Here is a 22,153-nt window from a genome sequence, read left to right on the forward strand (position 1 = left end):
GCCTTCGGTTTTAAAATCTTAATCTAAAATTTCGTTTGCCTGCGTTAAAATGACAGGTAGGCCGCCGGTAACCATAATGGTATGCTCATGCTGTGCCACAAAGCCGCCTTTGTTGCCTTTTAAGGTCCATTTATCGCCCTCTGCAGTTTGCGCATAGGTCGATTGAGTGGCTATAAAGGTTTCAATGGCTACAATGCTGTTCTTTTTAAAGCGGGTAGTGTTGTAGCGATCATAACAGTTCAATATATCGTGCGGCTCCTCATGTAAGCTTCTGCCTACACCATGGCCAGCCAGGTTTTTGATAACCTTGTAGCCTCTTTTGGCTGCCTGGGTTTCTATAAGCCGTCCAATGTCGGCTATCTTTACCCCGCCGCGTATCTGGTTTAAAGCGCTTTCCAGTATTTCTTTTGAAGCCTTAACCAACGCAGCATGATTATGCTTGTCTTCTCCCAACACAAAAGATCCGCCGTTATCGGCCCAGTAACCGTCCAGCTCGGCCGATACATCAATATTAATCAAATCTCCTTCTTGCAAAACCACATTGGCTGAGGGCAGGCCGTGAGCAACAACCTCGTTTACACTGATACAGGTATGACCCGGAAAGCCATAAGTTAGTTTCGGAGCAGATTTTGCGCCCATTTGGCTTAATAGTCTGCCACCGAACTCGTCAAGCTCCAGAGTGTTAATGCCTGGCTTGCAATACTCGCGCATAGCTTTTAATACCTGGGCTACGCACTCGCTAATTTTTTGCATACCAGTAAATTCTGCATCTGATGTTATAGACATATCAAAATATATAAGAATTAACAAAAGTAAAAAGTGTATTGCCAAGTTGCGTCATACCTCGGTATGAATTGTGAAATAATATAGTTTGCTGTTACAAATGAACCGTTGTCTGCGTCATGAGGTATACTTATCACAAATTTATGAAACTCACACGATCCATCGCGGCCTTATTGTCGCTTCTCATTTTACAAAGCAGTTGTCAAAAAAGTACGCAGCAGCCACAAACTAATACTATTCCTATTGTTAATGTTCAGCCGGTAGGTCCGGTCCTTAAATCAACTACCTGGAGCAATACCGCAACCGAAGAATTTACCTATAACGTTGATGGAACGCTGAAAAAAACGATTGGCGGCCTGGCCGCTTCATGGGGCCATACCCGCAACTTTACCTATCAGAATGGTAAACTTGTTGGTGTAGTAAAAGATGATATCAAAAAGGATGAAATAGCTTATAACACTGCGGGGCAAATCATTACAATAAAAGAATTTGTAATGAGCAGCGATTACCACGGCACCCGGTTGGAGTTTGAGTACAACACCACAGGTACCGTTAAAGCCATGAAATATATGGCATATGATGAGTTTAAAAGCGTAATAAAAGCCCAGACCAATTATGATTATGACGCCCAGAATCAGTTGCAGAAAGCTACTGTGACTTACCCGGGTCAGCCCCAGCAACAACTGGTTTATACGTTTAGCGATTACAGCACGGATGTGCAATTTAACCCCTGGGCCTTGCTTAGTAGCTGGGATTTATTGATGGTTGATTATGCCTATTACAATTACCCCGTACTAAGCCGTTTAAACCAGTTGCCAGGAAAGATTACCCGAAAGCTTTTAGTGGATAACGCGGTGCAAGAAACGGTGGTAAAAGAATTTAATTACACCATTGTAAGTAAGCAACTACAAAAAATTCAATATCTGAAGGATGGTTTGGAGGTTGCCTTCAATTATTAATCTTTTTTAATTGATTGTGAAATAAAATGTAGCATTGTGTATAAAATTGGTTAAATAATTTTCTTTTAAGTTGAAACAAAGCGTCCTTCAATCTGCTGTATAAGCAGTTATAAATAAAGTTATTCTTATGAAGATTGTTGTTACTCAACTTAAAAATGTAATTGTTTACTCGCTCTTAATCCTGGCGACTTTTTCTTTTTCGGCATGCTCTAAAAAGGTGGCTTTTATCAACTCAACGGTTGTGCCTGCTGCCGAGGGTAAGATAGATATAGACCGGGACGAAAATAAAAATTATACCATCGATATAGAAGTTATACGTCTTGCTGATCCGTCGAGACTTACGCCACCTAAAAAAACTTATGTAACCTGGTTAGAGACCGAGAGTGAAGGGACTAAAAACATAGGGCAGTTAAAAAGCATAAGCGGCTTTTTTACCAATTCGTTAAAAGCAACATTAAGAGCGGTTTCGCCATTAAAGCCAAAACGGGTGTTTATTACCGCCGAAGATGATGCCACCGCGCAATCGCCAGGTTCGCAAGTGGTCATGACCACAAAATCGTTTTAAGCGTGGGATTAAGGGCGTTATAATTACGCTATGTTAAGCGCTTGTGTGCAACGAGTGCTTAACATAGCGTAATTGAATGTATGGGCTCTTTTATAATAGTGCCTGCAATAGTTTGTGTTGGTACCGCGCATCAATTGTACGTTGCCCATTGTAAGGCTTATAGCCTCACAACGTCTCAAACCTGTAACCTGCCTTACTCCACTCTGCTAACGCTCTTGGCAGCACATATTCCAGCCGGTTAAAGGCTTTTAAACTATCATGAAATACAATGATAGCACCGTTGCCGGTGTGTTTTAGCACCCCCTTCAGGCAGTCGTGTGGTTTTAAGGTCATATCAAAATCGCCGCTCAGTACATCCCACATTATAATTTGTAAATCAGGTCGTAAGGCTTTGAGTTGCTTTATTTGCGAGCGCTTAATGCGACCATAGGGCGGGCGAAATAAGGAGGAATGCAACAACTCGTCGGCCTGTAGGAAATTCTGCGTGTAAACGGCATCTTCGGTCTTCCATCCTTTCAGGTGATTAAAAGTATGGTTGCCAATGGCATGTCCATCGGCTTGTAATTGCTTAAAAATATCCGGGTGTTTCTGTACATTATCGCCAATGCAAAAAAAGGTAGCTTTAGCATGGTAGTGTTTTAGCGTTCTAAGCACAAATGGCGTTACAATGGGTATGGGGCCATCATCAAAGGTTAAGTACAATACCGGCTCAGTACGGTTTTGGTTCCAAACCAGTTTTGGATAAAGCTTTTTGAGCAGCCAGGGCGTTTTAACCAGGTACATGCACAAAGTAAGTTATTTTATGCTTAAGTAGTTTAATTAGTCAGTTACAGGACTAATTAAACGGCCCAATTTTATTGGGTATGCCACCGTAACATAAACTTTACATCATTGCATGCGTCTTTTACCGTCACACAGGCGTTTACGCACATTTGCACACCAAAACTTATATCTTTGCCATCCGTTTAACTATTTTACGGCCTATAATTAAACCATGCAAGGCGAACCATATAAAATTTTGGTAGTAGGAGGGGGCAGTTGGGCCACCGCCAACATAAAAATGCTTACCGACAATACTACGCAAAAGGAAATATTTTGGTGGATGCGTAACCCGCAGGCTGTGGAGGATGTGCAAAAGTTAAGGCGTAATCCTAATTACCTAAGCTCGGTGGAAATTAAAGTTCCTGCCGATAATATTTCGGCCGATCTGAAGAGCCTGGTAGCTAAAGCCGATTTTGTATTATTAAACGTACCGGCCGCCTTCCTAAAAACAGCCTTGGCCGAAATTACACCTGCCGACCTGGCCGGCAAAAAAATCATATCGGCTATTAAGGGTATTGTGCCCGATGAGAATTTAATCATCGGCGAGTTTTTACACAAGTTTTATAACATCCCTTTTAATGATCTGGTGGTAATCAGCGGGCCTTGCCATGCTGAGGAGGTGGCGCTGGAGAAATTGTCTTATTTAACCATCGCCTCGGCCGATGCAGAATTGGCCACGCAACTGGCTGGTTTGTTAAACACCCGTTACCTCAAAACCATCGTATCCGACGATATATACGGTACCGAGTACGCGGCCGTATTAAAAAATATTTATGCCGTTGCCAGCGGTATTTGCCACGGAGTAGGGTATGGCGATAACTTTCAGGCCGTGCTGATTTCCAACGCTATCCGCGAGATGAAAGATTTTGTAGATGCCGTACATCCTATTGATCGGGATATTAAAGAATCGGCTTACCTGGGCGATTTGCTGGTAACTGCCTATTCGCAATTTAGCCGTAACCGTACTTTTGGCAACATGATAGGCAAAGGCTATACGGTAACCTCTGCACAGTTGGAGATGAATATGGTTGCTGAGGGCTATTATGCAGTAAATTGCCTACACCAAATAAATAAACAATACACCGTAAGAATGCCTATTTGCGAGGCTGTTTACCGTATTTTATATAAAAAACAAGCCCCCGTACTGGAAATGAGACGTTTGGCAGAACAATTGAGTTAGTTATACAAATTAATTCAATTGAAACCATGAAAAACGTAATTAAAGTTGCTTTACTGGCAGCGGGATTATTTGTAGCTGCCGATACTCAAGCTCAAGTTGTTAAAAAAACCGGAACAGCCATTAAAAAAGGTGCTAAAGCGGTAGGTAATACTGCCGAAGACGGCGCAAAAGCTGTAGGCAAAGGTGCAAAAAAAGCCGGAAATAAAACCGCCGAGGTAGCCTCAAAAGGTAAATCGGCCGTTGTTGATAAAAAGTATGATAGCAAGGTTGGTCCGGGCGGACAAACCATCTATATCGATAAAAACTCGGCTTATTATTACGTTAACAAAAAAGGCCGTCACATTTATGTGAGAGAAGCTGATTTGGTTGTTAAACCTATGTAATACCTTTACCACGGGCGCTTGTAAAGCAGGCGCTCGTGTTCTTATTTCTACCGTTTGCCATGAAAAATTCTTTGTTAGTTGCAGTGCACGTTGTATGTGCATTTATACTGTTATTCGCCGCTTGTTCCGACTCTCCCAAAAGTAATTTAAAAGGTAAGTGGCATACATCCGATGGAAGTACAAAGCTTGAAATTACAGGCAAGCAGTTTATCCTGACCGAAGATGCACCCATTGCCGAAGACTATTTCTTAAAAGGCGACACCATTTTCACCTCTTTTGAAGGCAACCAGCCTTATACCCGCTTTGTGATACAGCAGCTCGACGACCACAATCTCAAACTTTTGTATCCCGATTCAGTGAGTGTGGCCTTTATGCGTTAAGGAATTATTAAGTTTTTGGTTTGTCATATATCTCTTATGCTTTTATCGTTCTTGATGAAACATAAAATACATGAACAAATTTATTTCAACCTTAATTCTTATTATCTCAACCATTGCCGTTAAGGCACAAACCGACAAGGGAACCGTTTTTGTAGGCGGTGGAATTTCCTATAATTCACAAACATCAAAAGACCTAACCAACAACAGCAAACACATTAACATGGATCTGCTTCCTACCGTTGGCGTGTTTTTGGGGAATAACTGGAGTATCGGCCTTACTCCACAGTATTCCTACGCAAGAGATTCATCATTTTACAAGTACGAAGATTATTCAAGTAAATCAGGGCACAAGTCCAAACTCTTAGGTATTGGCTTGTCGGTAAGGCATTACTGGATGATTATACCCCAGTTAGCCTTATTTCCAGAGTTATCGGGGAGTTATTTATTTTCAGTAGGGGATGCGGGGGCAAGTGTTAAGAGTTACAATATGAATATCACTCCCAATATGGCTCTTTTTCCAACCAAGCATATTGCAATTACCTTTGGCTACGGCGGTTTGAGATACCTGCATCAAACTAACAAAGATACGGCCTTGGGCACTACAGCTTCTTATAATACATTTGGTTTTAACGTTAATCAGGGGATGATCTTGGGCGTCAATTATCATTTTACCAACTAAGCTATAAATAAATAAGGCCTCCCAAACGGGAGGCCTTAAAAACTAAACTAAAACTAACTGCTTCAATAAGCTTTGAAGCTTAAACTAAATCACTAGTATCTTTTACGACGTTCGCCACGGTCTTCACGGCGCTTGCCTGAAAAGTCGCGGAAACCACCGCCGCTGCTTCTTTCGCCTCCGCGGTTGCTGCTGCTACCTCCATCACGACGGTTACCACCACCCTCGCGTTTTTTGTAGCCGCCGCCAAATCCGCCACGGCTTTCGCCACGGTCGCCATCGGCAGATACTTCTATCCTAACCTCGCGGCCTTTAAATTCGGCAGATTTGAAGCTTTCAAATGCTTTGTCTTTATCCTCATTGGCAACTTCCAGGAAAGAGTAAACACCCTTTACATCAATTTTGCCAATGGTGCGGCCAACAATACCGGTTTGGTTACAAAAATACCCTAACAAATCGCCACGGGTAAAGCCATCAACCGAACCCAGGTTAATAAACAAGCGGGTAAAGTCTCCGCGTGAACCACCTGTGCGGGCAAATTTATCACCCGAATCGCGACCCATGCGGGTATCTTCGGCAACGTTAAGATCCGGAGCGTTTTTATAGTATTCCAAAAAGCTGTTAAACTCAATAGAGGCAAAACGCTTAATGATATCTTCTTTGCTTAAATCGGCAAACTCGGCCATAATGCGTGGCAGGTACTGCTCAATCTGCTGCTCGTTTACTTCAACGTTATGCACCTTGTGTATCAGGCCAAACAGTTGTTTTTCGCAAACGTCAAAACCGGTAGGTATCTCAGCTTTGATGAACTTTTTACCAATAACACGCTCAATCTGGCGTATTTTACCAACTTCTTTGGCGTTGATGATAGCGATAGATACACCAGTTTTACCAGCACGGGCTGTACGGCCGCTACGGTGGGTGTAGTTCTCAATCTCATCAGGTAACGAGTAGTTAATAACGTGTGTAACGTCGTTAACGTCAATACCACGGGCGGCAACGTCAGTAGCGATAAGCAACTGCAGGTTACGCTCACGGTAGCGTTTCATTACCTTATCGCGTTGTTGCTGCGAAAGGTCTCCGTGTAAAGAGTCGGCATTGTAACCGTCTTTTACCAGGGCCTCGGCAATTTCCTGAGTCTCTATTTTGGTACGGCAAAATACGATACCAAAAATCTCGGGGTTAAAGTCAACAATACGTTTAAATGCAGCATATTTATCACGGGCACGTACAATGTAGTACTCGTGTTCAATATTGGCATTGCCGGTATTCTTTTCGCCCATGGTCAACTCAAAAGGGTCGGTCATGTACTTTTTAGAAATGCGGCGTACCTCGCTTGGCATGGTGGCTGAAAATAGCCATGTTTTTTTATCCTCGGGCGTGGTGGATAAGATACTGTCAATGTCTTCCTGAAAGCCCATGTTGAGCATTTCATCAGCTTCATCCAGTACTACAAATTGTACCTGCGAAAAATCAATAGCCTTGCGGTTGATAATATCGAGCATACGGCCCGGTGTAGCAACAACAATCTGTACGCCGCGTTTAATTTGGCGTAACTGATCTGAAATACTGGCACCTCCATAAACAGCCACAACATTTACGTTGTTCATGTTTTTGGAGTAGTTTTTCAAATCATTGGTGATTTGTAAACAAAGTTCACGTGTAGGGCACAGAATTAGTGCCTGTGGATAATTTTCTTCAAAATCCAGCAGTTCCAATAATGGTAAGCCAAAAGCAGCAGTTTTTCCGGTCCCGGTTTGGGCTAATCCGACAAAATCGTTGCTGCCTGTTAACAATACCGGAATTGACTGTTCCTGGATTGGTGTAGGATTTTCAAATCCTAACTCAGTGATGGCATTAACAATATCATGACGGATTCCCAGTTCAATAAATGGGTTGTTCATGAATTAAAATAACGAATTTGACAACATCGTCAAATCGGGTGCAAAGGTACGAAAGATATGCACCATTTCAAACCATTATTCTAAAATGAGACTGTAGTGACTCGCCGTAATAAGTTTTTGATTGACAAATACTTAACTATTGCCAATCTATGACGCCGATATTTACCTTAACCTGTCTGCCGACCGCACAAGCGCATCATCGCGCTTAATAGCTTTAATGGCTGCAAGAATTAACAGGATGGCAATAGGCGGCAGGAATAAACCTACGCCAAAGTTGTTGGTGCCTAATATAGCACCGCCTGTAGCTGCTTTTACCGTTTGGGCCAGCCAAAAGCTGTGGCCAATAATTACCAGTATAGTGCTGTAGCTAAGTGTAACCTGCTGTTTGCGGTTACGGAATAAAAATATAATCACCAATGGCAGCAAAGCTACAACAGCGGTAACGGCCGTAAGCGCCACAAAGTTTTGGGTATGTGTTTGTGCCCCGTTCACATCCTGAAACAGGCCGGTTACTTTAACACTGGTAGGTACATTGTTTAAATACACATTATTAGCAATGGTAACCAGGTAAAGAGCAAACATAGCCAGGCTGGCTAAAAACAGGTATATACTTTGTACACGTTGTATCATGGTAAGCGTATTAGCAGGGCAAAGATAAAATTGTTTGCCTAAATTTGTCGCCGTGGCTCAACTACAACGTTATTTTTTAGAACTGGCTTACCAGGGTACCGCTTACCACGGCTGGCAACTGCAACCCAATGCCGTAACGGTACAACAAAAATTAAATGATGCGCTAACTACCCTGTTGCGCCACCCGGTTGAAACCACAGGCGCAGGCCGTACTGATACGGGCGTACATGCCAGGCAGTTATTTGCGCACTTGGACGCAGCGCCTGGTATTGCAAATGTAAAATTTGAAGCGAGCTTGAACGCGTTACTGCCGTATGATATTGCCGTAAAGCGCATTTTACCGGTACACGATGAGGCACACGCACGGTTTGATGCTACTATGCGCTCTTACGAGTATCACCTGCACTTTCATAAGGATCCGTTTAAGCAAAATTACTCATGGCTGGTTAAAGGTGAGTTAGATGTGGACGCCATGAACCAAGCTGCACAAGTAATGATGGCGTACACCGATTTTAGTTGCTTCAGCAAATCAAATACACAGGTATTTACCAATAACTGCCAGCTAATGCGGGCCGAGTGGATACGCAAGAACGATGGACTAGTGTTCCATATCTCGGCCGACCGCTTTTTGCGCAACATGGTACGGGCCATTGTAGGCACCTGCATGATGGTTGGCCGTCATGAAATTGAGCCCGAAGGTATCCGCGAGATTATAGAAAGTAAAAACCGCAGCAACGCCGGAACATCTGTGCCTGCCTGTGGTTTATACTTAACCGAAGTAAAGTACCCGTATCTTTAAAACAGCTGATTTAAGGATTTCGGAATGATATATGATTAACTTTGTCATCTCGAACGGTATTGAGTTTCCGGGCAATACAAACTATCGCCTAGAAGAGATTTCTCGCTAACGTTCAAAATGACAGGAGGAGTGGTGTTTACAAAACAAATCATTCATTCACTCCTTCACTCATTCATTAAATGATACATGTCTCAAGCTCAAGTAACCGGTAAAGCATTTGATTGGGAGCTGCTTAAACGCATAATGCAGTATGTAAAGCCATACAAGCGTACGTTTATCATTGCGGCTGCTCTTACTATATTTTTAGCCATCATCACTTTGGCGCAGCCCATCCTCATGGAAACAGCGATGGATAAATACATCCTCTCGGGTAATTACAACGGGCTGGTGTTTATTGTTATTTTAATGATCCTGCAACTGGGTGTCCAAACCGTTGCCCAGTATTATCAAACCTACTCTACCAATGCACTGGGCCAGTCTGTGATCCGCGATTTGCGTATTCATGTGTTTAACCATATCATGAGCTTGCGTTTGCGGTATTTTGACCGTACGCCTATAGGCATGCTCATTACCCGTACCGTGTCTGATCTGGAAACCATAGCCGATATTTTTTCAGAAGGGCTGATTTCCATTATAGGCGATATACTGCTGTTGTTTGCTATCATTATTTGCATGCTGGTAAAGGACTGGAAACTAACGCTGATCACTCTTATACCGCTGCCTTTTTTGCTGGGGGCGACGTATGTGTTTAAGGAGGCCATTAAATCGTCGTTTCAGGATGTGCGTACCCATGTGGCACAACTGAATACCTTTTTACAGGAACATATATCGGGGGTTAGCATTATCCAGTACTTTGCTCGCGAGGCGCAGGAAATGCGCAAATTCAGAGGCGTAAATGAAAAGTACCGCGATGCTAATATTCGCTCCAACTGGTATTACTCTATCTTTTTTCCGGTGGTGGAGGTTTTTGTGGCCTGCTCCATTGGCCTGCTGGTTTGGTATGGCTGTAAACGTATCCTGAGCGATCAGCAAATGGCATCTTTAACGGCCGATGAGCATGGCATAACGCCGGGCAAAATTTTGGCGTTCATGACTTTTTTAAACTTACTGTTTAGGCCCGTACGCCAGCTGGCCGATAAATTTAATACCCTGCAAATGGGTATGGTTGGCGCCGACCGTATTTTTAAAGTGCTGGATACTGATGAGACGGCACCCAACACCGGCACCATTACAACCGGCACCTTAAAGGGGCAAATTGAATTTAAAAATGTTTGGTTTGCTTATATTGATGATAACTGGGTACTCAAAAATATTAACTTTAGCATCCAACCCGGCGAAACCCTGGCATTGGTAGGGGCTACAGGCGCAGGCAAATCGTCAACCATTAACATCCTGAACCGTTTTTACGAGATAGGGCAGGGCAGCGTACAGGTTGATGGCGTAGATATTGAAAATTTCGAGCTGGGTTTTTTGCGCTCACAGATTGCTACCGTTATACAGGATGTGTTCTTGTTTTCGGATACTATTGCCAATAACATCAGCCTTAACAATCCGGCCATAACCCGTGAGCAGATCATCGCTGCGGCTACCGATGTAGGCGCACATGAGTTTATAGAACGTTTACCCGGCGGGTATGATTATAATGTGATGGAACGCGGCGCTACGCTTTCGGCAGGGCAGGCGCAGCTTATTTCATTTGTACGGGCGCTGGTTTATAACCCCGCTATCCTGGTGCTCGATGAGGCTACCTCATCGGTAGATACCGAAACGGAGATACTCATTCAAAACGCTATTGATAAGCTGATGCAAGGCCGTACAGCTATTGTGATTGCCCACCGGCTATCCACCATTCAAAAAGCCGATAAAATTATAGTGCTGGACCACGGCGAAATTAAAGAAGTAGGCACCCACCAGGAACTCTTGCGTATAGAAGATGGCTACTACCGCAAACTCTACGACCTGCAATTTAACTCAGCAGGAATAGAGAGGTAGTTTTAAGAGTAAAGAGTATAGAGTCAAGATTTCAATTTGGAACTGCTATTTGCATACTAAACGTTGAACAATGTGGCTTCTGCCTGTATTGCTAACTCTATACTCTTGGTTCCGAAACTAGCTTTTCGGAATCGGTGGATTATCCTTCTCCGGATCCTGAAATTCGTCGGGTGGCGTTTTAATCGGATTTACCGGTTCTTCGTCCTGCTCGTGCTGTTTGGCTACGTTGCCAAAATCTGCATTATCAGCATGGTATTCTTCATCCTCTTCACGTCTTACGGTTTTGTTGCCATTGTCGTCCGGCCTGTCGGTAGGCGTGTCTGAAGGAGAGGGTTTGTTATGAGAGTTAGCTGGGGTTGTCATATACTATTGTTTTTTGAATAACAGCCGCAATGCGGCTTTGTTTAGATGTAGCAGTGCGGCGTAACAGGCATTATGCGTTAAATTTTGTTAAAACCATAGCGCCCTGCTTACCTAAATGGTATTAATAACCAATAAAGTTTTACCTTTAACCACGCGTTTTTTAATTTCGCATTCCAACTGGTACTATATGGAAGAATTTGAAGCAAGCACGGCCGCCAAAAAAACCAAAGCCATTTACATCTCAACGGTTTTGGGTATTGCTATGGTATTACTGATGGTGGGTATGCTGGGGTTGATTATTGTGCACATTAACGGTGTTTCGCGCTACATTAAAGAAAACATGGTAGTTAACGTTTTTGTGGATGAAGGCGCTCGCGAAACGGATGTACTGCAATTTCAACGGCAGCTGGATGCCAATAAGTATGTAAAACGTACCCAGTATGTGAGCAAGGAACTGGCTGCACGTAATCTGCAAAAAGACCTGGGCAGCGATTTTGTGAAGTTTTTAGGCGTAAACCCGCTCTCGCAGTCTATTGATGTATACATGAAAGCGGAGTATACCAACAATGCAGATTTGGTTAGGTTTGCCAACCAACTGCGTCAAAACCCGCTGGTAAAGGAAGTTAAATACCAAACTTCGCTGGTTGACCAGATGAACCGTAACATGACCAATATTACGCTGATCATATTAGGTTTTACAGGTATATTCCTGGTGGTATCTGTTGCTTTAATTAATAATACCATTCGTTTGGCAATCTACTCGCAAAGGTTCTTGATTAAATCAATGCAGCTGGTGGGGGCAACCAAAGCCTTTATACGCAAACCATTTTTACTTTACGGTATATGGCATGGTTTGTTAGGGGCGCTTATTGCAACTATACTATTGGTAGGCAGCTTATACCTGGCCTACCGCCAAATACCCGACCTTGTAATTTTGCAAAACCCTTACGAGTTTGCCTTGGTATTTTTAGGCATTGTATTGCTGGGGATATTTATAGCAGGTTTTAGCACCTTTTTGGCCGTTAACCGCTTTTTACGTTTAAAAATTTATCAACTATACAGATAATATTATGGCACAAAAATATGTGAAGCCAACGGCTACCACTACCCGCCCATCCATTTTGGGTGAAACTAAAACAACGGCTACCGCGCCGGTGCATTTTGTATTCGGAAAGGCTAATTACCAGTTGCTGCTGGCCAGCGTTCTGGTTGTCGCTTTCGGCTTCGTAATCATGTCGGGCACTACCGATATTTACAGCACTACTAAAATTGTAATAGCACCACTGGTGGTACTAGCCGGTTTTGGCTTAGGCTTTTATGCTATCTTTAAAAAATCAGGTGCTGAGGCATGAATTTAATACATGCTATCATCCTGGCCATTATTGAGGGCCTAACAGAGTTTTTGCCGGTGTCGTCGACCGGGCACATGATCATTGCCTCATCGGCCATGGGTATTGCCAATAACGATTTTGTAAAGCTATTCACTGTAGCCATACAGTTAGGCGCAATCTTATCGGTAGTGGTGCTATACTTTAAGCGCTTTTTCCGGTCGTTCGATTTTTATATTAAACTGCTGGTGGCCTTTATACCAGCCGCAGTGTTTGGTGTATTATTTAGCCATAAGATTGACGAGCTGATGGAAAGCGCCCTTACCGTAGGCATAACCTTATTTATAGGTGGCATCATTTTGCTTTTTGTGGATAAATGGTTTAACAACCCTACTATCGAGAAGGAAGAAGATATCAGTTATCTTACTGCACTAAAAATTGGTTTCTTTCAGTGTATAGCTATGATACCGGGTACCTCACGTTCGGCATCCACCATTGTTGGGGGTATGTCGCAAAAGCTGAGCCGTACCGCAGCCGCTGAGTTCTCCTTCTTTTTGGCTGTACCCACCATGTTTGCAGCTACTGCCAAAAAACTGTACGACTTTTACAAAGAAGGTCACGTTTTTACGGGCGAAGAAGTTAAGTTGTTGGCCATTGGTAATGTAATTGCTTTTATAGTCGCGCTGTTGGCTATCCGTACTTTTATTACCTTTTTAGAACGTAAGGGCTTCGTTCTTTTTGGCTGGTACCGCATTATTGTAGGCGCTGTCATCATCGGCTTGTACATGACCGGGCATAACCTGGAAGTTATATAACTAATAAACTTAACAGAACGAGAGCTAAGAATATATAAGGCCCGCTTTACGCGGGCTTTTTGCTTTTGTAATATCCTCTATAAACTATTGCGCAACAAGGTGCTCGTTACTGGCTCTTGTTTCTTGTTTCTAATAGTTACTTTTGCACTTTACTATTGAATTTTGAGCGAATCACATCCCAAACATAAAGACTTTAACTTTGCCGAAGGTGAGCTGCTGCTCATCAACAAACCCTATCGCTGGACCAGCTTTGATATCGTAGGCAAAGTTCGCAACGCGTTTAAGCCCTTAAAGCTCAAAGTTGGTCATGCTGGTACATTAGACCCGCTGGCTACCGGTTTGCTTATTGTTTGCACCGGTAAAATGACCAAGCAAATTGATACCTTCCAGGCGGAGGAAAAGGAATACACCGGCACGATGACGCTCGGTGCCACCACGCCGTCTTATGATATGGAAACTGAGGCAGACCAGCAATTTGAAACTGCTCATCTGAATGAGCAATCTTTAAGAGATGCCTGCAGCCAGTTTATTGGCGAGATACAGCAGTACCCGCCGGCGCACTCGGCCATTAAAGTAAACGGCGAACGCTTGTACGAAAAAGCCCGCCGTGGCGAAGATGTGGAACTAAAAGCACGTACCTTAACCATAACCGAATTTGAACTTACGCGTATTGAACTCCCTGAAATTGATTTTAGGGTAGTGTGCAGTAAGGGCACTTATATACGCTCCTTAGTAAACGATTTTGGCAAAGCAGTGAACAGCGGCGCCTATCTATCCAGGCTCAGGCGCACCCGGAGCGGTAACTATAAGGTTGAAGATGCCTGGGAGGTAATGGAGTTGGTGAATGTGATCAGAAATCAGCCCCTCCCAAACCCTCCCCAGAAAGAGGAACTTCTAGAAAAGAATACAAATGTTTCCAGTTTTAGGGAGAATGCCGATTCCATCCGTTATGAACCTCTGAAAGATAATAGTAGAGTAAATCGCCATTTCTCTGCTGAGGCAGAAAATGTTTTATGGCAGTTATTAAGACAAGATAGTACAGGTTATAAAATTTGGAGGCAACATGCAATAGATAATTATATTGCTGATTTCGTATGCCTGCAAAAGGGTTTAGTTATTGAGGTAGACGGCGAGTATCACGAGCTAACTAAAGAAGCTGATGCTATAAGAACTGGCATGTTAAATCATTGGGGATTCGAAGCTGTGCGCTTTACTAATGATGAGGTGTTGAAATTTCCACAGCAAGTCTTTGAAACGATTAAAACTAAAATAGGTAGCATGCCTGATCATCAAAACACCCTCCCTAGTGGGGAGGGTCGGGGAGGGGCATCTTTATGAAGATCTACCACCATATAGATGAGTTTAAACCACTGATCAATGCAGTGGTAACCATTGGTACGTTTGATGGTGTACACCAGGGGCACCGGCAAATTATAGCCGGACTTAAAGAACTGGCACGGCAAACCGGCGGCGAAACAGTCATCCTCACTTTCTTTCCGCATCCGCGTATGATCATCCACCCTGAGCAGCAGGACCTAAAGCTGATTACCACCATACAGGAACGCGCTACGTTGTTGGAGCAGTTAGGCGTAGATCATTTGATTATAACGCCTTTCTCCCGTGATTTTTCTAACCAAACTGCTGAGGCTTATATACGCGATATATTAGTTAATAAGATCGGTACACGCAAAATCATTATTGGTTACGATCATCGTTTTGGCAAAGATCGCCAGGGCGGACTGGCCGATTTGCAAAATGCTGCGCCGGTTTACGGCTTCGAGGTGATTGAGATACCCGAGCAGGATATTGACCACGTTGCCATAAGCTCCACCCGTATACGGCAGGCCTTACTTAAGGCCGATATTGCACAGGCTAATGCTTTTTTAGGGTATCCTTTCTTTTTAACCGGCGGTGTAATACGCGGCAACCAAATTGGGAGGCAGCTGGGATATCCTACGGCTAACTTACTGATAGAAGAAAGCTACAAGCTCATACCGGCCGATGGCATATTTGCGGTTACTGTGCAATTGGGGGATGAAGTATTTAAAGGCATGGCCTACATTGGTCACAGGCCAACCATCAACGGCATGACCCGTAATATCGAGGTTAATATTTTTGATTTTAACCGTGATATTTACAACCAAACCTTACGAATGAACTTTTTACATTTTGTAAGGCACGATGTAAAGTTTACTTCGCTGGAAGGATTGAAGGAGCAGTTGGCACAGGATAAGATTGATGTACTGAAGTTGCTGGAGAATGAGTAGTTTATTGTAGCCCGACCAGAGTAGATATACTATCAACGATGAACAATCAACCATCACCCTATTAATTTTTATTACATTGCTGCAAATTGTTCAAAGTTATTAAATTCGAATTTTAGTTGCAGTTGACTGGGGTTTAAACACCTTACCTTCGGCTACCAACTCCTGAACTAACTCCATGAAACTTAACCTCGATAAACAGGAAAGCGAATTTTTAAACCGGGTGATTGCACACTGGGAAAAAGAACAGCTTATTTCGGAAGACCAGGCACAGGTTCTGCGTAATTCGGCTGAGGTTAAGGGATTTGATTGGATGCGCCTGGCTAAGTACTCTTTTTGGGTAGCTTTGGTTTGCGGCGCCATCGCCATCGGCTCGCTCATCATCAGCGATAAGGTTATTAACTGGCTTAAAAGCTTGTATTATACGCCCGATATTATTATTAGTATAGGTGCCGGTATAATTGCTGCAGGCGCTTTTTACCTGGGCAGGCGGCGTCAAAAACTTACCCCCGAGCGAGTTTTTAGTAATGAGGCTACTATATTTACCGGTATACTGTTTACGGCATGTTGTATTGCTTACCTAGGCAAAACTTTCGATAACGGCTCAGGGCATTACTCCCTGCTCTTTTTACTTTCGGTGTTTGTGTATGGCTTTTTAGGAATCAAGCTCAATTCTCGCTTAATATGGCTGTTTGCGCTGGTATCACTGGGGAGCTGGTTTGGCACGGAAACCGGTTACCAGACCAAATGGAGCTATTACTTTTTGGGCATGAACTATCCTCTGCGTTTTGTGCTGTTTGGCCTGGTGTTACTGGTGGGCTGCTATATGCTTAAAGGCCGTAAATGGATACAACCTTTTTGGGAGCTTACGTATGTAGTTGGTTTGCTGTACCTGTTTTTATCGCTTTGGCTGCTTAGTATTTTTGGTAATTACGGCCAGCTGGAGGAGTGGCTGCAGGTAAAACAACTGAGCTTATACTATTGGGGTATCATATCGTTAGCTGTAGCAGGGGCTTTTACCTTGTACGGACTGAAAACCAAGGACGGCATTGCCCGCGAGTTTGGAATTACCTTTGTACTCATCTTTATATATACCAAGTATTTTGAGTACTTGTGGAACCACATACCGTATACCTTATTCTTTGCCATACTGGCCGTATCATTTTGGTTTATTGGACGTAAAGCAGAGAAAATTTGGAACCTGGATACCCAATAATTATTAGAAGCTCATTAGGATTTAATGCTGCAAAGCTTACATTTCCGTGTAAAAAACAAATGCACTTTTAAACAGTTAAACCAAAGAGTATTGTAAATTTGCAGTACATAAAACGAATTGACGTGAGAGCCAAAGCTTTTACATACGGAATAATATTTTGCTTGCTTATTGGTATACTCGAGAGCAACGGAATCCGTGTGCTGTCTGTTTTTGGCAAATCTGTTAATACTACCAAGCAGGCAGACGATAAAAGCGCTGAGGATCCGGTTAAGGAATCTGAAAATTTTAGGGTTGAAACGATTAAGCCCTGGCTGCACCACACCGTTATTTACAATTTTAACGAACCTGTATTTTCCTTGCCGGTAAGTCAGCCCATTGGCTATTTAGCAAAGCTGTGGTATAGCTTTTGTCCCGACGTACTTACGCCCCCGCCAAACTGCTAAGTTTCATTAGCATCTGTAATCATCTAAAATAAAGTAATAATGTTCGTCCTTTGAACAAGGAGGGCATGTTGTGTTATATAATTATTAAAATCATGAAAACTTCAAAATTTGTTATAGCATTATTAGCGTTAGCCTCTTTCACCACTGTAGGATACGCCCAAACAAAAGTTAGCGAAAGTCAGCTTAAAGAAAACACTACACCTATAACCGGTGCATTAGCCTCTGTAAATTTGATTGAGCCTATTACTTACCAGTACAATCAGCAGGCAATTAAAAATACCAAGTTACCTACCGGAACACAATATGGCTTTAATGCAGCCAGTGTACAATCGGCGTTACCTGGTTTGGTTAAAACCGAAAGTATTTTATACCCGGCAGGTAAAAATCAGTACCGCTCGGCCGATATAAGCAAGGTTGATGTGCAAAGCCTCATCCCGGTGTTACTGGGCGCTATTAAAGAACAGCAACAGCAAATAGACGCGCTGAAAGCTGAAGTGCAATCGCTTAAACAAAACCGAACTACATCTGCCGCTGTGAGGTAATGTAAGTTCCCATTTATATATGAGCCCCGCTAACTGCGGGGCTTTTTTGTTAAAATGGCTGTGCTAACACAAAGCTGCGTATGTGGTGTTAGTTACCTGTTACAATCATTTTTCACAACGGCTTCTATTTTAAAAAAATGGCATTACGCGAACCTCAAGACTGGCGCTTTAAACTGCATGAGGTTATTTATGAGTCGAACACGCGGGCAGGTAAGGCATTCGACGTAGCCTTGCTGATAGCTATTTTCACCAGCATCATTGTGGTAATGCTGGATAGCGTACAAAACGTTCACCAAAAGTATGGCGAATTGTTCTATTATCTCGAATGGGCTTACTCCATACTGTTCACTATAGAGTATGTTTTAAGGTTAGTAAGCATTAAACGGCCGCTCAGCTATGTTGTTAGTCCGCTGGGTATAATTGATTTGCTCGCATTAATTCCCTCTTATTTAAGCATATTTTTCGTTGGCGCGCAATCACTGCTGGTATTCAGGGCGCTTCGGTTGCTGCGTGTTTTCCGGATATTTAAATTAAGCCGCTTTCTTACAGAAATTAACTTTTTAACCGTGGCGTTGAAAAGCAGCTTGCGTAAAATCAGTATCTTCCTGCTTACCGTGCTTACGCTGGCCGTTATATTAGGATCAATCATGTACCTGGTGGAACGACGCGAGAACGGTTTTTCAAACATCCCCGAGAGTGTTTACTGGGCCATTGTTACTATTACCACGGTTGGGTATGGAGACATATCGCCCGTTACGCCTGTTGGTAAGTTTGTGGCCTCAGTAGTAATGCTTATAGGTTATGCCATTATAGCAGTACCCACTGGTATATTAACGCATGACCTGGCTATGGCAGCCCGGCAGAAGAAGGAATTGCCCGAGTCATGCCCCAATTGCGGCCGTGAAGGGCATGATGGCGATGCCAATTACTGTAAGTATTGCGGTTCTAACCTATACGCCTGAGGCCCTTTAAATTCTGTGTCCATTATGGTTCTTATAAGCCATTCTACTACACCTCTTAATTGAGAATAAAAATATTTTTAAAATTATTTGTTAATGTAAATTACTTATCTACATTTGTAGTGTACTATGTAACTAATACACTATTATGGTTGAATTATCACAATTAACATTTGGTTATGGCAAGCAAAAGCTTTTCGATAACCTAAACCTAACCTTAAAGCCCGGCCATATATATGGGTTATTAGGCAAAAATGGTGCAGGCAAATCAACCCTGCTTAAAAACATGGCAGGGTTGGTTTTTCCTTGGAGCGGTAAGTGTACCGTAAAAGGGTACAACGCCGCCAAACGCCAGCCAGATTTTCTGCAGGAGGTATTTTTTGTACCCGAAGAAATTTACATGCCGGCAGTAACCGCTACGCAGTTTGCCGAAAGCACCGGGCACTTTTATCCAAATTTTAACCCGCAGCAGTTTGCCAACTTTTTATCGGAGTTTGATGTACTGCCCGATAAGCTTTTAACCAAGCTTTCATTCGGTCAGCAAAAAAAGGTAATGATTGCCTTTGGTTTAGCAACCAACACGGCACTGCTTATTATGGATGAGCCAACTAACGGACTCGATATTCCTTCAAAAAGCCAGTTCCGAAAAATTATTGCCTCGGCTTTAAGTGATGAGCAGTGTGTAATTATATCAACCCACCAGGTACGCGATTTAGATAACTTAATTGACACCATAGTGGTAGTGCATAACCGCCAAATTGTGGTTAACAAATCGCTTGATGAAATTGCCGAGAAGCTAACTTTTGGCAACATACCAACCACCCGTACTGATTTTATTTATGCCGAAGAGGGTATGCTGGGTTTAAATGCCATTACGCCGAACACGGACGGCGATTACGGCAAGGTAGATATGGAAATACTATTTAATGCCATTATTAGCAATAATAAACAACTAACCGAAATTTTAAAATAACCTTATCATGAGCAATACATTTAGTTTTAAGCGTTTTACCATGCTGTTTAAAAAGCACACGCTTGAGCATGGCAAAACCTATCTTTTATCATCGGCTGTGCTGGCCGGCTTGTTATTTATAAGCCTGGGTTTTATTTCATACATAAACCATGGAGATCTTCAACCGGGCTCACAAGGAGTAATCTTTGTCATTTTTTTATTGTTTGCCGGCAGTATATTCACCAGCTTAATCTTTGCCGAGCTAGGTGATAAAAAGAAGGCAGTACCCGTACTAACACTGCCGGCTTCACATCTCGAAAAATATTTAATTGGTTGGGTGTACTCTTTCATCATCTATCAATTGGTGTACATTGGTCTATTTTATGCTGTTGATGGTATTGTACTTAGTATCAGTAATACGGCTCCATCCGGTAAATTGCAGTTGGTTAATCTCCTTGATGATAACAGCAAGTTTTACTATGTATTTACCATCTACGCATTATTTAACGCACTTACACTTTGCGGCGCAATTTGGTTTGAGAAACTGCATTTTATTAAAACAGCTTTTTTGTTCTTCATTTTTGTGCTGGTATTAACGCTTATTAACCAGCCTGTTTTGCAAGCTATAATAGGCAGGGATATTTTCAAAGGTGTGCTTTTTGAAAACTTGCGGTTTGACGACGGCGGGCACTATCGCAGTATTGAACCTGGCTTTGATGCGCCTGTGGTTCACTTTATTATTACCATGCTCATTTCAGTTTTAGTGTGGGGATGCGCTTACTTTAAGCTTAGAGAAAAGGAGGTTTAATTACATGAATTTTAAAGACAAAGAAGCCATATATCTGCAAATAGCAGCGTATGTGAGCGAACATATATCACTGGGTAAATGGCAGCCCGAGCAAAAGTTGCCTTCAGTAAGAGAGCTGGCAGGCGAGCTGCAAGTAAATCCTAACACCGTTATGCGTACCTACGAACATTTACAAAATCAGGAAGTGGTTTTTAATAAGCGTGGACTTGGCTTGTTTGTAGCGCCCGATGCTTTAGAGAAAATTAAAGTAATACGTAAGGAGCGTTTTTTACAACAGGAACTACCCGATTTTTTCAGGAGCCTGTACCTGTTAGACATAAGCCTTAATGAGGTACAACAGCATTACGAAACCTTTAAAGCCCAAAACTTTTCAAACTAAACACATCATGAAAACCAGTAATAAAATATTGCTTGCAGCTGTGCTTATTGTAGTAGCTTACACCGTAGGGTATGACTTTGCCCTGAAAGCCGAGTACGATAAGGGTGCTTACAAAAACAAATTTTACAGAATGACAGAGTTCAAAGTGAGTAACTTTGATTCTATTAGTCATAACACTACTAACATTGCAGGGGTTAAAATAGAGCAGGGCGATAAGTATGGCGTGTGGGTTGATGACAACATGAAAGATCAGGTAAAAATTGAACAGCAGGGCACAACCCTCAACATCAATTGTGATACTACTAAAGATCTTCGCAGGCGTCCATATTACGCCAGCATAGTAATAACCTGTCCTAAATTAAAAGGCTTAAGTACGCACCAATTGAAAACTGCACATGACGAGGACAATGCTAACGGCGATGGAAGAATAGAAATAATAGGGCTAAACCAAACCGTACCACTTAGTATCACGGCAGACAAGGGTGTTGATATCCTCCTATCTAAGAATAAGCTGGGTATGCTTAATGTTAATTTAGGTACAGCAAAAGACAGAGCCGAACTATTCATCTATAACAGCAACTCCATACAGGCGGCTAACCTGCAACTTAAAGGCCGCAGCCAGTTAAATTTAGATAACCCAACCATTGTAAAAGGTAACTACCACTTTGGCGACAGCACTATGGTTACCTTATCGGGCCAAGCGCTGAAACTGGTGCCGCAACAATAATTTAGTTTTAGTTTTGTATTCATAGCCACTGCCGCGGGGGCAGTGGCTTTTTTGTTTTGCGTTGGTAAGGCTACAAGCCAATAGTGCGGTTGATGATCATATGTTAGCGGCGAAACAGCAGTTCATAATGCTTGAAGGGTGATTGCCCGGCTATCAATTTCTACTGTATGTCTCGTCCTGAACAAGTGTTCGCATAGTACTTTATGGACACTTGCTGAGCTAAAATTGAGGATTAATAAGGGTCACCTTACTGACACAATGTTGTCATTAACCTTTTATGGTTT

At 42.7% G+C, this 22,153-nt stretch carries 26 protein-coding genes and 1 pseudogene; 22 read left to right on the forward strand and 5 right to left on the reverse strand.

What is annotated here, in order from left to right:
• Positions 1 to 18 precede the first annotated feature (18 nt).
• Entirely contained in the window at positions 19 to 786 is a 768-nt protein-coding gene (map, locus tag ABDD95_RS02910; protein WP_345950401.1) for a type I methionyl aminopeptidase, read from the reverse strand.
• A gap of 140 nt (positions 787 to 926) precedes the next feature.
• On the opposite strand from map, the gene ABDD95_RS02915 reads away from it, so the two are divergent.
• Positions 927 to 1,742, forward strand: a complete 816-nt coding sequence (locus ABDD95_RS02915; RefSeq protein ID WP_345950402.1) for a hypothetical protein — start codon at positions 927 to 929, stop codon at positions 1,740 to 1,742.
• A 127-nt stretch (positions 1,743 to 1,869) separates the two neighbouring features.
• Positions 1,870 to 2,307: a hypothetical protein gene (locus tag ABDD95_RS02920; protein ID WP_345950403.1), complete on the forward strand. Its 438-nt coding sequence runs from the start codon at positions 1,870 to 1,872 to the stop codon at positions 2,305 to 2,307.
• A 165-nt stretch (positions 2,308 to 2,472) separates the two neighbouring features.
• On the opposite strand, the gene ABDD95_RS02925 is transcribed toward ABDD95_RS02920, so the two are convergent.
• Positions 2,473 to 3,090, reverse strand: a complete 618-nt coding sequence (locus tag ABDD95_RS02925; protein ID WP_345950404.1) for a polysaccharide deacetylase family protein — start codon at positions 3,088 to 3,090, stop codon at positions 2,473 to 2,475.
• A 211-nt stretch (positions 3,091 to 3,301) separates the two neighbouring features.
• Between ABDD95_RS02925 and ABDD95_RS02930 the strand changes: the two genes are divergently transcribed.
• The 4 genes from ABDD95_RS02930 (at position 3,302) to ABDD95_RS02945 (ending at position 5,751) form a co-directional block, all read left to right on the forward strand.
• Positions 3,302 to 4,309, forward strand: coding sequence for an NAD(P)H-dependent glycerol-3-phosphate dehydrogenase (locus tag ABDD95_RS02930; RefSeq protein ID WP_345950405.1), 1,008 nt, complete (start codon positions 3,302 to 3,304; stop codon positions 4,307 to 4,309).
• A gap of 26 nt (positions 4,310 to 4,335) precedes the next feature.
• Positions 4,336 to 4,692, forward strand: coding sequence for a hypothetical protein (locus ABDD95_RS02935; protein ID WP_345950406.1), 357 nt, complete (start codon positions 4,336 to 4,338; stop codon positions 4,690 to 4,692).
• 59 nt (positions 4,693 to 4,751) lie between these two features.
• Complete coding sequence (locus tag ABDD95_RS02940; RefSeq protein WP_345950407.1) at positions 4,752 to 5,072, forward strand: hypothetical protein; 321 nt, start codon at positions 4,752 to 4,754, stop codon at positions 5,070 to 5,072.
• Between the two features lie 70 nt (positions 5,073 to 5,142).
• A complete protein-coding gene (locus ABDD95_RS02945; RefSeq protein WP_345950408.1) occupies positions 5,143 to 5,751 on the forward strand; it encodes a hypothetical protein in 609 nt (202 codons plus the stop codon).
• Positions 5,752 to 5,843: 92 nt separating this feature from the next.
• On the opposite strand, the gene ABDD95_RS02950 is transcribed toward ABDD95_RS02945, so the two are convergent.
• On the reverse strand, positions 5,844 to 7,652 hold the full coding sequence (locus ABDD95_RS02950) for a DEAD/DEAH box helicase (protein WP_345950409.1): 1,809 nt from the start codon (positions 7,650 to 7,652) through the stop codon (positions 5,844 to 5,846).
• 162 nt (positions 7,653 to 7,814) lie between these two features.
• Positions 7,815 to 8,282 (reverse strand): DUF4293 domain-containing protein, encoded by a 468-nt coding sequence (locus ABDD95_RS02955; RefSeq protein WP_345950410.1) that lies wholly within the window; start codon positions 8,280 to 8,282, stop codon positions 7,815 to 7,817.
• 52 nt (positions 8,283 to 8,334) lie between these two features.
• Here ABDD95_RS02955 and truA point away from each other — a divergent pair, with 52 nt between their 5' ends.
• Together truA and ABDD95_RS02965 are read left to right on the forward strand one after the other, a co-directional pair.
• On the forward strand, positions 8,335 to 9,081 hold the full coding sequence (gene truA / locus ABDD95_RS02960) for a tRNA pseudouridine(38-40) synthase TruA (RefSeq protein WP_345950411.1): 747 nt from the start codon (positions 8,335 to 8,337) through the stop codon (positions 9,079 to 9,081).
• Between the two features lie 186 nt (positions 9,082 to 9,267).
• On the forward strand, positions 9,268 to 11,073 hold the full coding sequence (locus ABDD95_RS02965; RefSeq protein WP_345950412.1) for an ABC transporter ATP-binding protein: 1,806 nt from the start codon (positions 9,268 to 9,270) through the stop codon (positions 11,071 to 11,073).
• Between the two features lie 117 nt (positions 11,074 to 11,190).
• Here ABDD95_RS02965 and ABDD95_RS02970 read toward each other — a convergent pair whose 3' ends face one another.
• On the reverse strand, positions 11,191 to 11,436 hold the full coding sequence (locus ABDD95_RS02970) for a hypothetical protein (RefSeq protein ID WP_345950413.1): 246 nt from the start codon (positions 11,434 to 11,436) through the stop codon (positions 11,191 to 11,193).
• 187 nt (positions 11,437 to 11,623) lie between these two features.
• On the opposite strand from ABDD95_RS02970, the gene ABDD95_RS02975 reads away from it, so the two are divergent.
• From ABDD95_RS02975 to ABDD95_RS03040, 14 genes and pseudogenes are all read left to right on the forward strand, one after another.
• Positions 11,624 to 12,502: a permease-like cell division protein FtsX gene (locus ABDD95_RS02975; protein WP_345950414.1), complete on the forward strand. Its 879-nt coding sequence runs from the start codon at positions 11,624 to 11,626 to the stop codon at positions 12,500 to 12,502.
• Positions 12,503 to 12,506: 4 nt separating this feature from the next.
• Positions 12,507 to 12,788 carry a DUF3098 domain-containing protein gene (locus ABDD95_RS02980; protein WP_345950415.1) on the forward strand — a complete coding sequence of 94 codons (282 nt, stop codon included), beginning with the start codon at positions 12,507 to 12,509 and terminating at the stop codon, positions 12,786 to 12,788.
• A complete protein-coding gene (locus ABDD95_RS02985) occupies positions 12,785 to 13,579 on the forward strand; it encodes an undecaprenyl-diphosphate phosphatase (RefSeq protein ID WP_345950416.1) in 795 nt (264 codons plus the stop codon). The genes ABDD95_RS02980 and ABDD95_RS02985 overlap by 4 nt, the downstream gene beginning before the upstream one ends.
• Before the next feature lie 162 nt (positions 13,580 to 13,741).
• Positions 13,742 to 14,434 (forward strand): annotated as a pseudogene (truB, locus tag ABDD95_RS02990) (tRNA pseudouridine(55) synthase TruB); the annotation flags it as partial.
• The gene (locus ABDD95_RS02995) at positions 14,411 to 14,917 is read left to right on the forward strand and encodes a DUF559 domain-containing protein (RefSeq protein WP_345952087.1); all 507 of its coding nucleotides are present in this window, start codon (positions 14,411 to 14,413) and stop codon (positions 14,915 to 14,917) included. The pseudogene truB and the gene ABDD95_RS02995, both read left to right, overlap by 24 nt.
• Positions 14,914 to 15,846: a bifunctional riboflavin kinase/FAD synthetase gene (locus ABDD95_RS03000; protein ID WP_345950417.1), complete on the forward strand. Its 933-nt coding sequence runs from the start codon at positions 14,914 to 14,916 to the stop codon at positions 15,844 to 15,846. The genes ABDD95_RS02995 and ABDD95_RS03000 overlap by 4 nt, the downstream gene beginning before the upstream one ends.
• Positions 15,847 to 16,021: 175 nt before the next feature.
• A complete protein-coding gene (locus tag ABDD95_RS03005) occupies positions 16,022 to 17,059 on the forward strand; it encodes a DUF2157 domain-containing protein (RefSeq protein WP_345950418.1) in 1,038 nt (345 codons plus the stop codon).
• A gap of 98 nt (positions 17,060 to 17,157) precedes the next feature.
• On the forward strand, positions 17,158 to 17,502 hold the full coding sequence (locus tag ABDD95_RS03010; RefSeq protein WP_345950419.1) for a hypothetical protein: 345 nt from the start codon (positions 17,158 to 17,160) through the stop codon (positions 17,500 to 17,502).
• 92 nt (positions 17,503 to 17,594) lie between these two features.
• Positions 17,595 to 18,044: a tail fiber domain-containing protein gene (locus tag ABDD95_RS03015; RefSeq protein WP_345950420.1), complete on the forward strand. Its 450-nt coding sequence runs from the start codon at positions 17,595 to 17,597 to the stop codon at positions 18,042 to 18,044.
• Positions 18,045 to 18,181: 137 nt separating this feature from the next.
• Entirely contained in the window at positions 18,182 to 19,006 is an 825-nt protein-coding gene (locus tag ABDD95_RS03020) for an ion transporter (protein ID WP_345950421.1), read from the forward strand.
• Between the two features lie 145 nt (positions 19,007 to 19,151).
• Positions 19,152 to 19,976, forward strand: coding sequence for an ATP-binding cassette domain-containing protein (locus ABDD95_RS03025; protein ID WP_345950422.1), 825 nt, complete (start codon positions 19,152 to 19,154; stop codon positions 19,974 to 19,976).
• Positions 19,977 to 19,983: 7 nt separating this feature from the next.
• Positions 19,984 to 20,763: a hypothetical protein gene (locus ABDD95_RS03030; RefSeq protein WP_345950423.1), complete on the forward strand. Its 780-nt coding sequence runs from the start codon at positions 19,984 to 19,986 to the stop codon at positions 20,761 to 20,763.
• 4 nt (positions 20,764 to 20,767) lie between these two features.
• The gene (locus ABDD95_RS03035; RefSeq protein WP_345950424.1) at positions 20,768 to 21,142 is read left to right on the forward strand and encodes a GntR family transcriptional regulator; all 375 of its coding nucleotides are present in this window, start codon (positions 20,768 to 20,770) and stop codon (positions 21,140 to 21,142) included.
• 7 nt (positions 21,143 to 21,149) lie between these two features.
• Positions 21,150 to 21,869 (forward strand): hypothetical protein, encoded by a 720-nt coding sequence (locus ABDD95_RS03040; protein ID WP_345950425.1) that lies wholly within the window; start codon positions 21,150 to 21,152, stop codon positions 21,867 to 21,869.
• The last annotated feature ends 284 nt before the right edge of the window (positions 21,870 to 22,153 follow it).

This window comes from Mucilaginibacter sp. PAMB04274 (assembly GCF_039634385.2).
Classification (GTDB): Bacteria; Bacteroidota; Bacteroidia; order Sphingobacteriales; family Sphingobacteriaceae; genus Mucilaginibacter.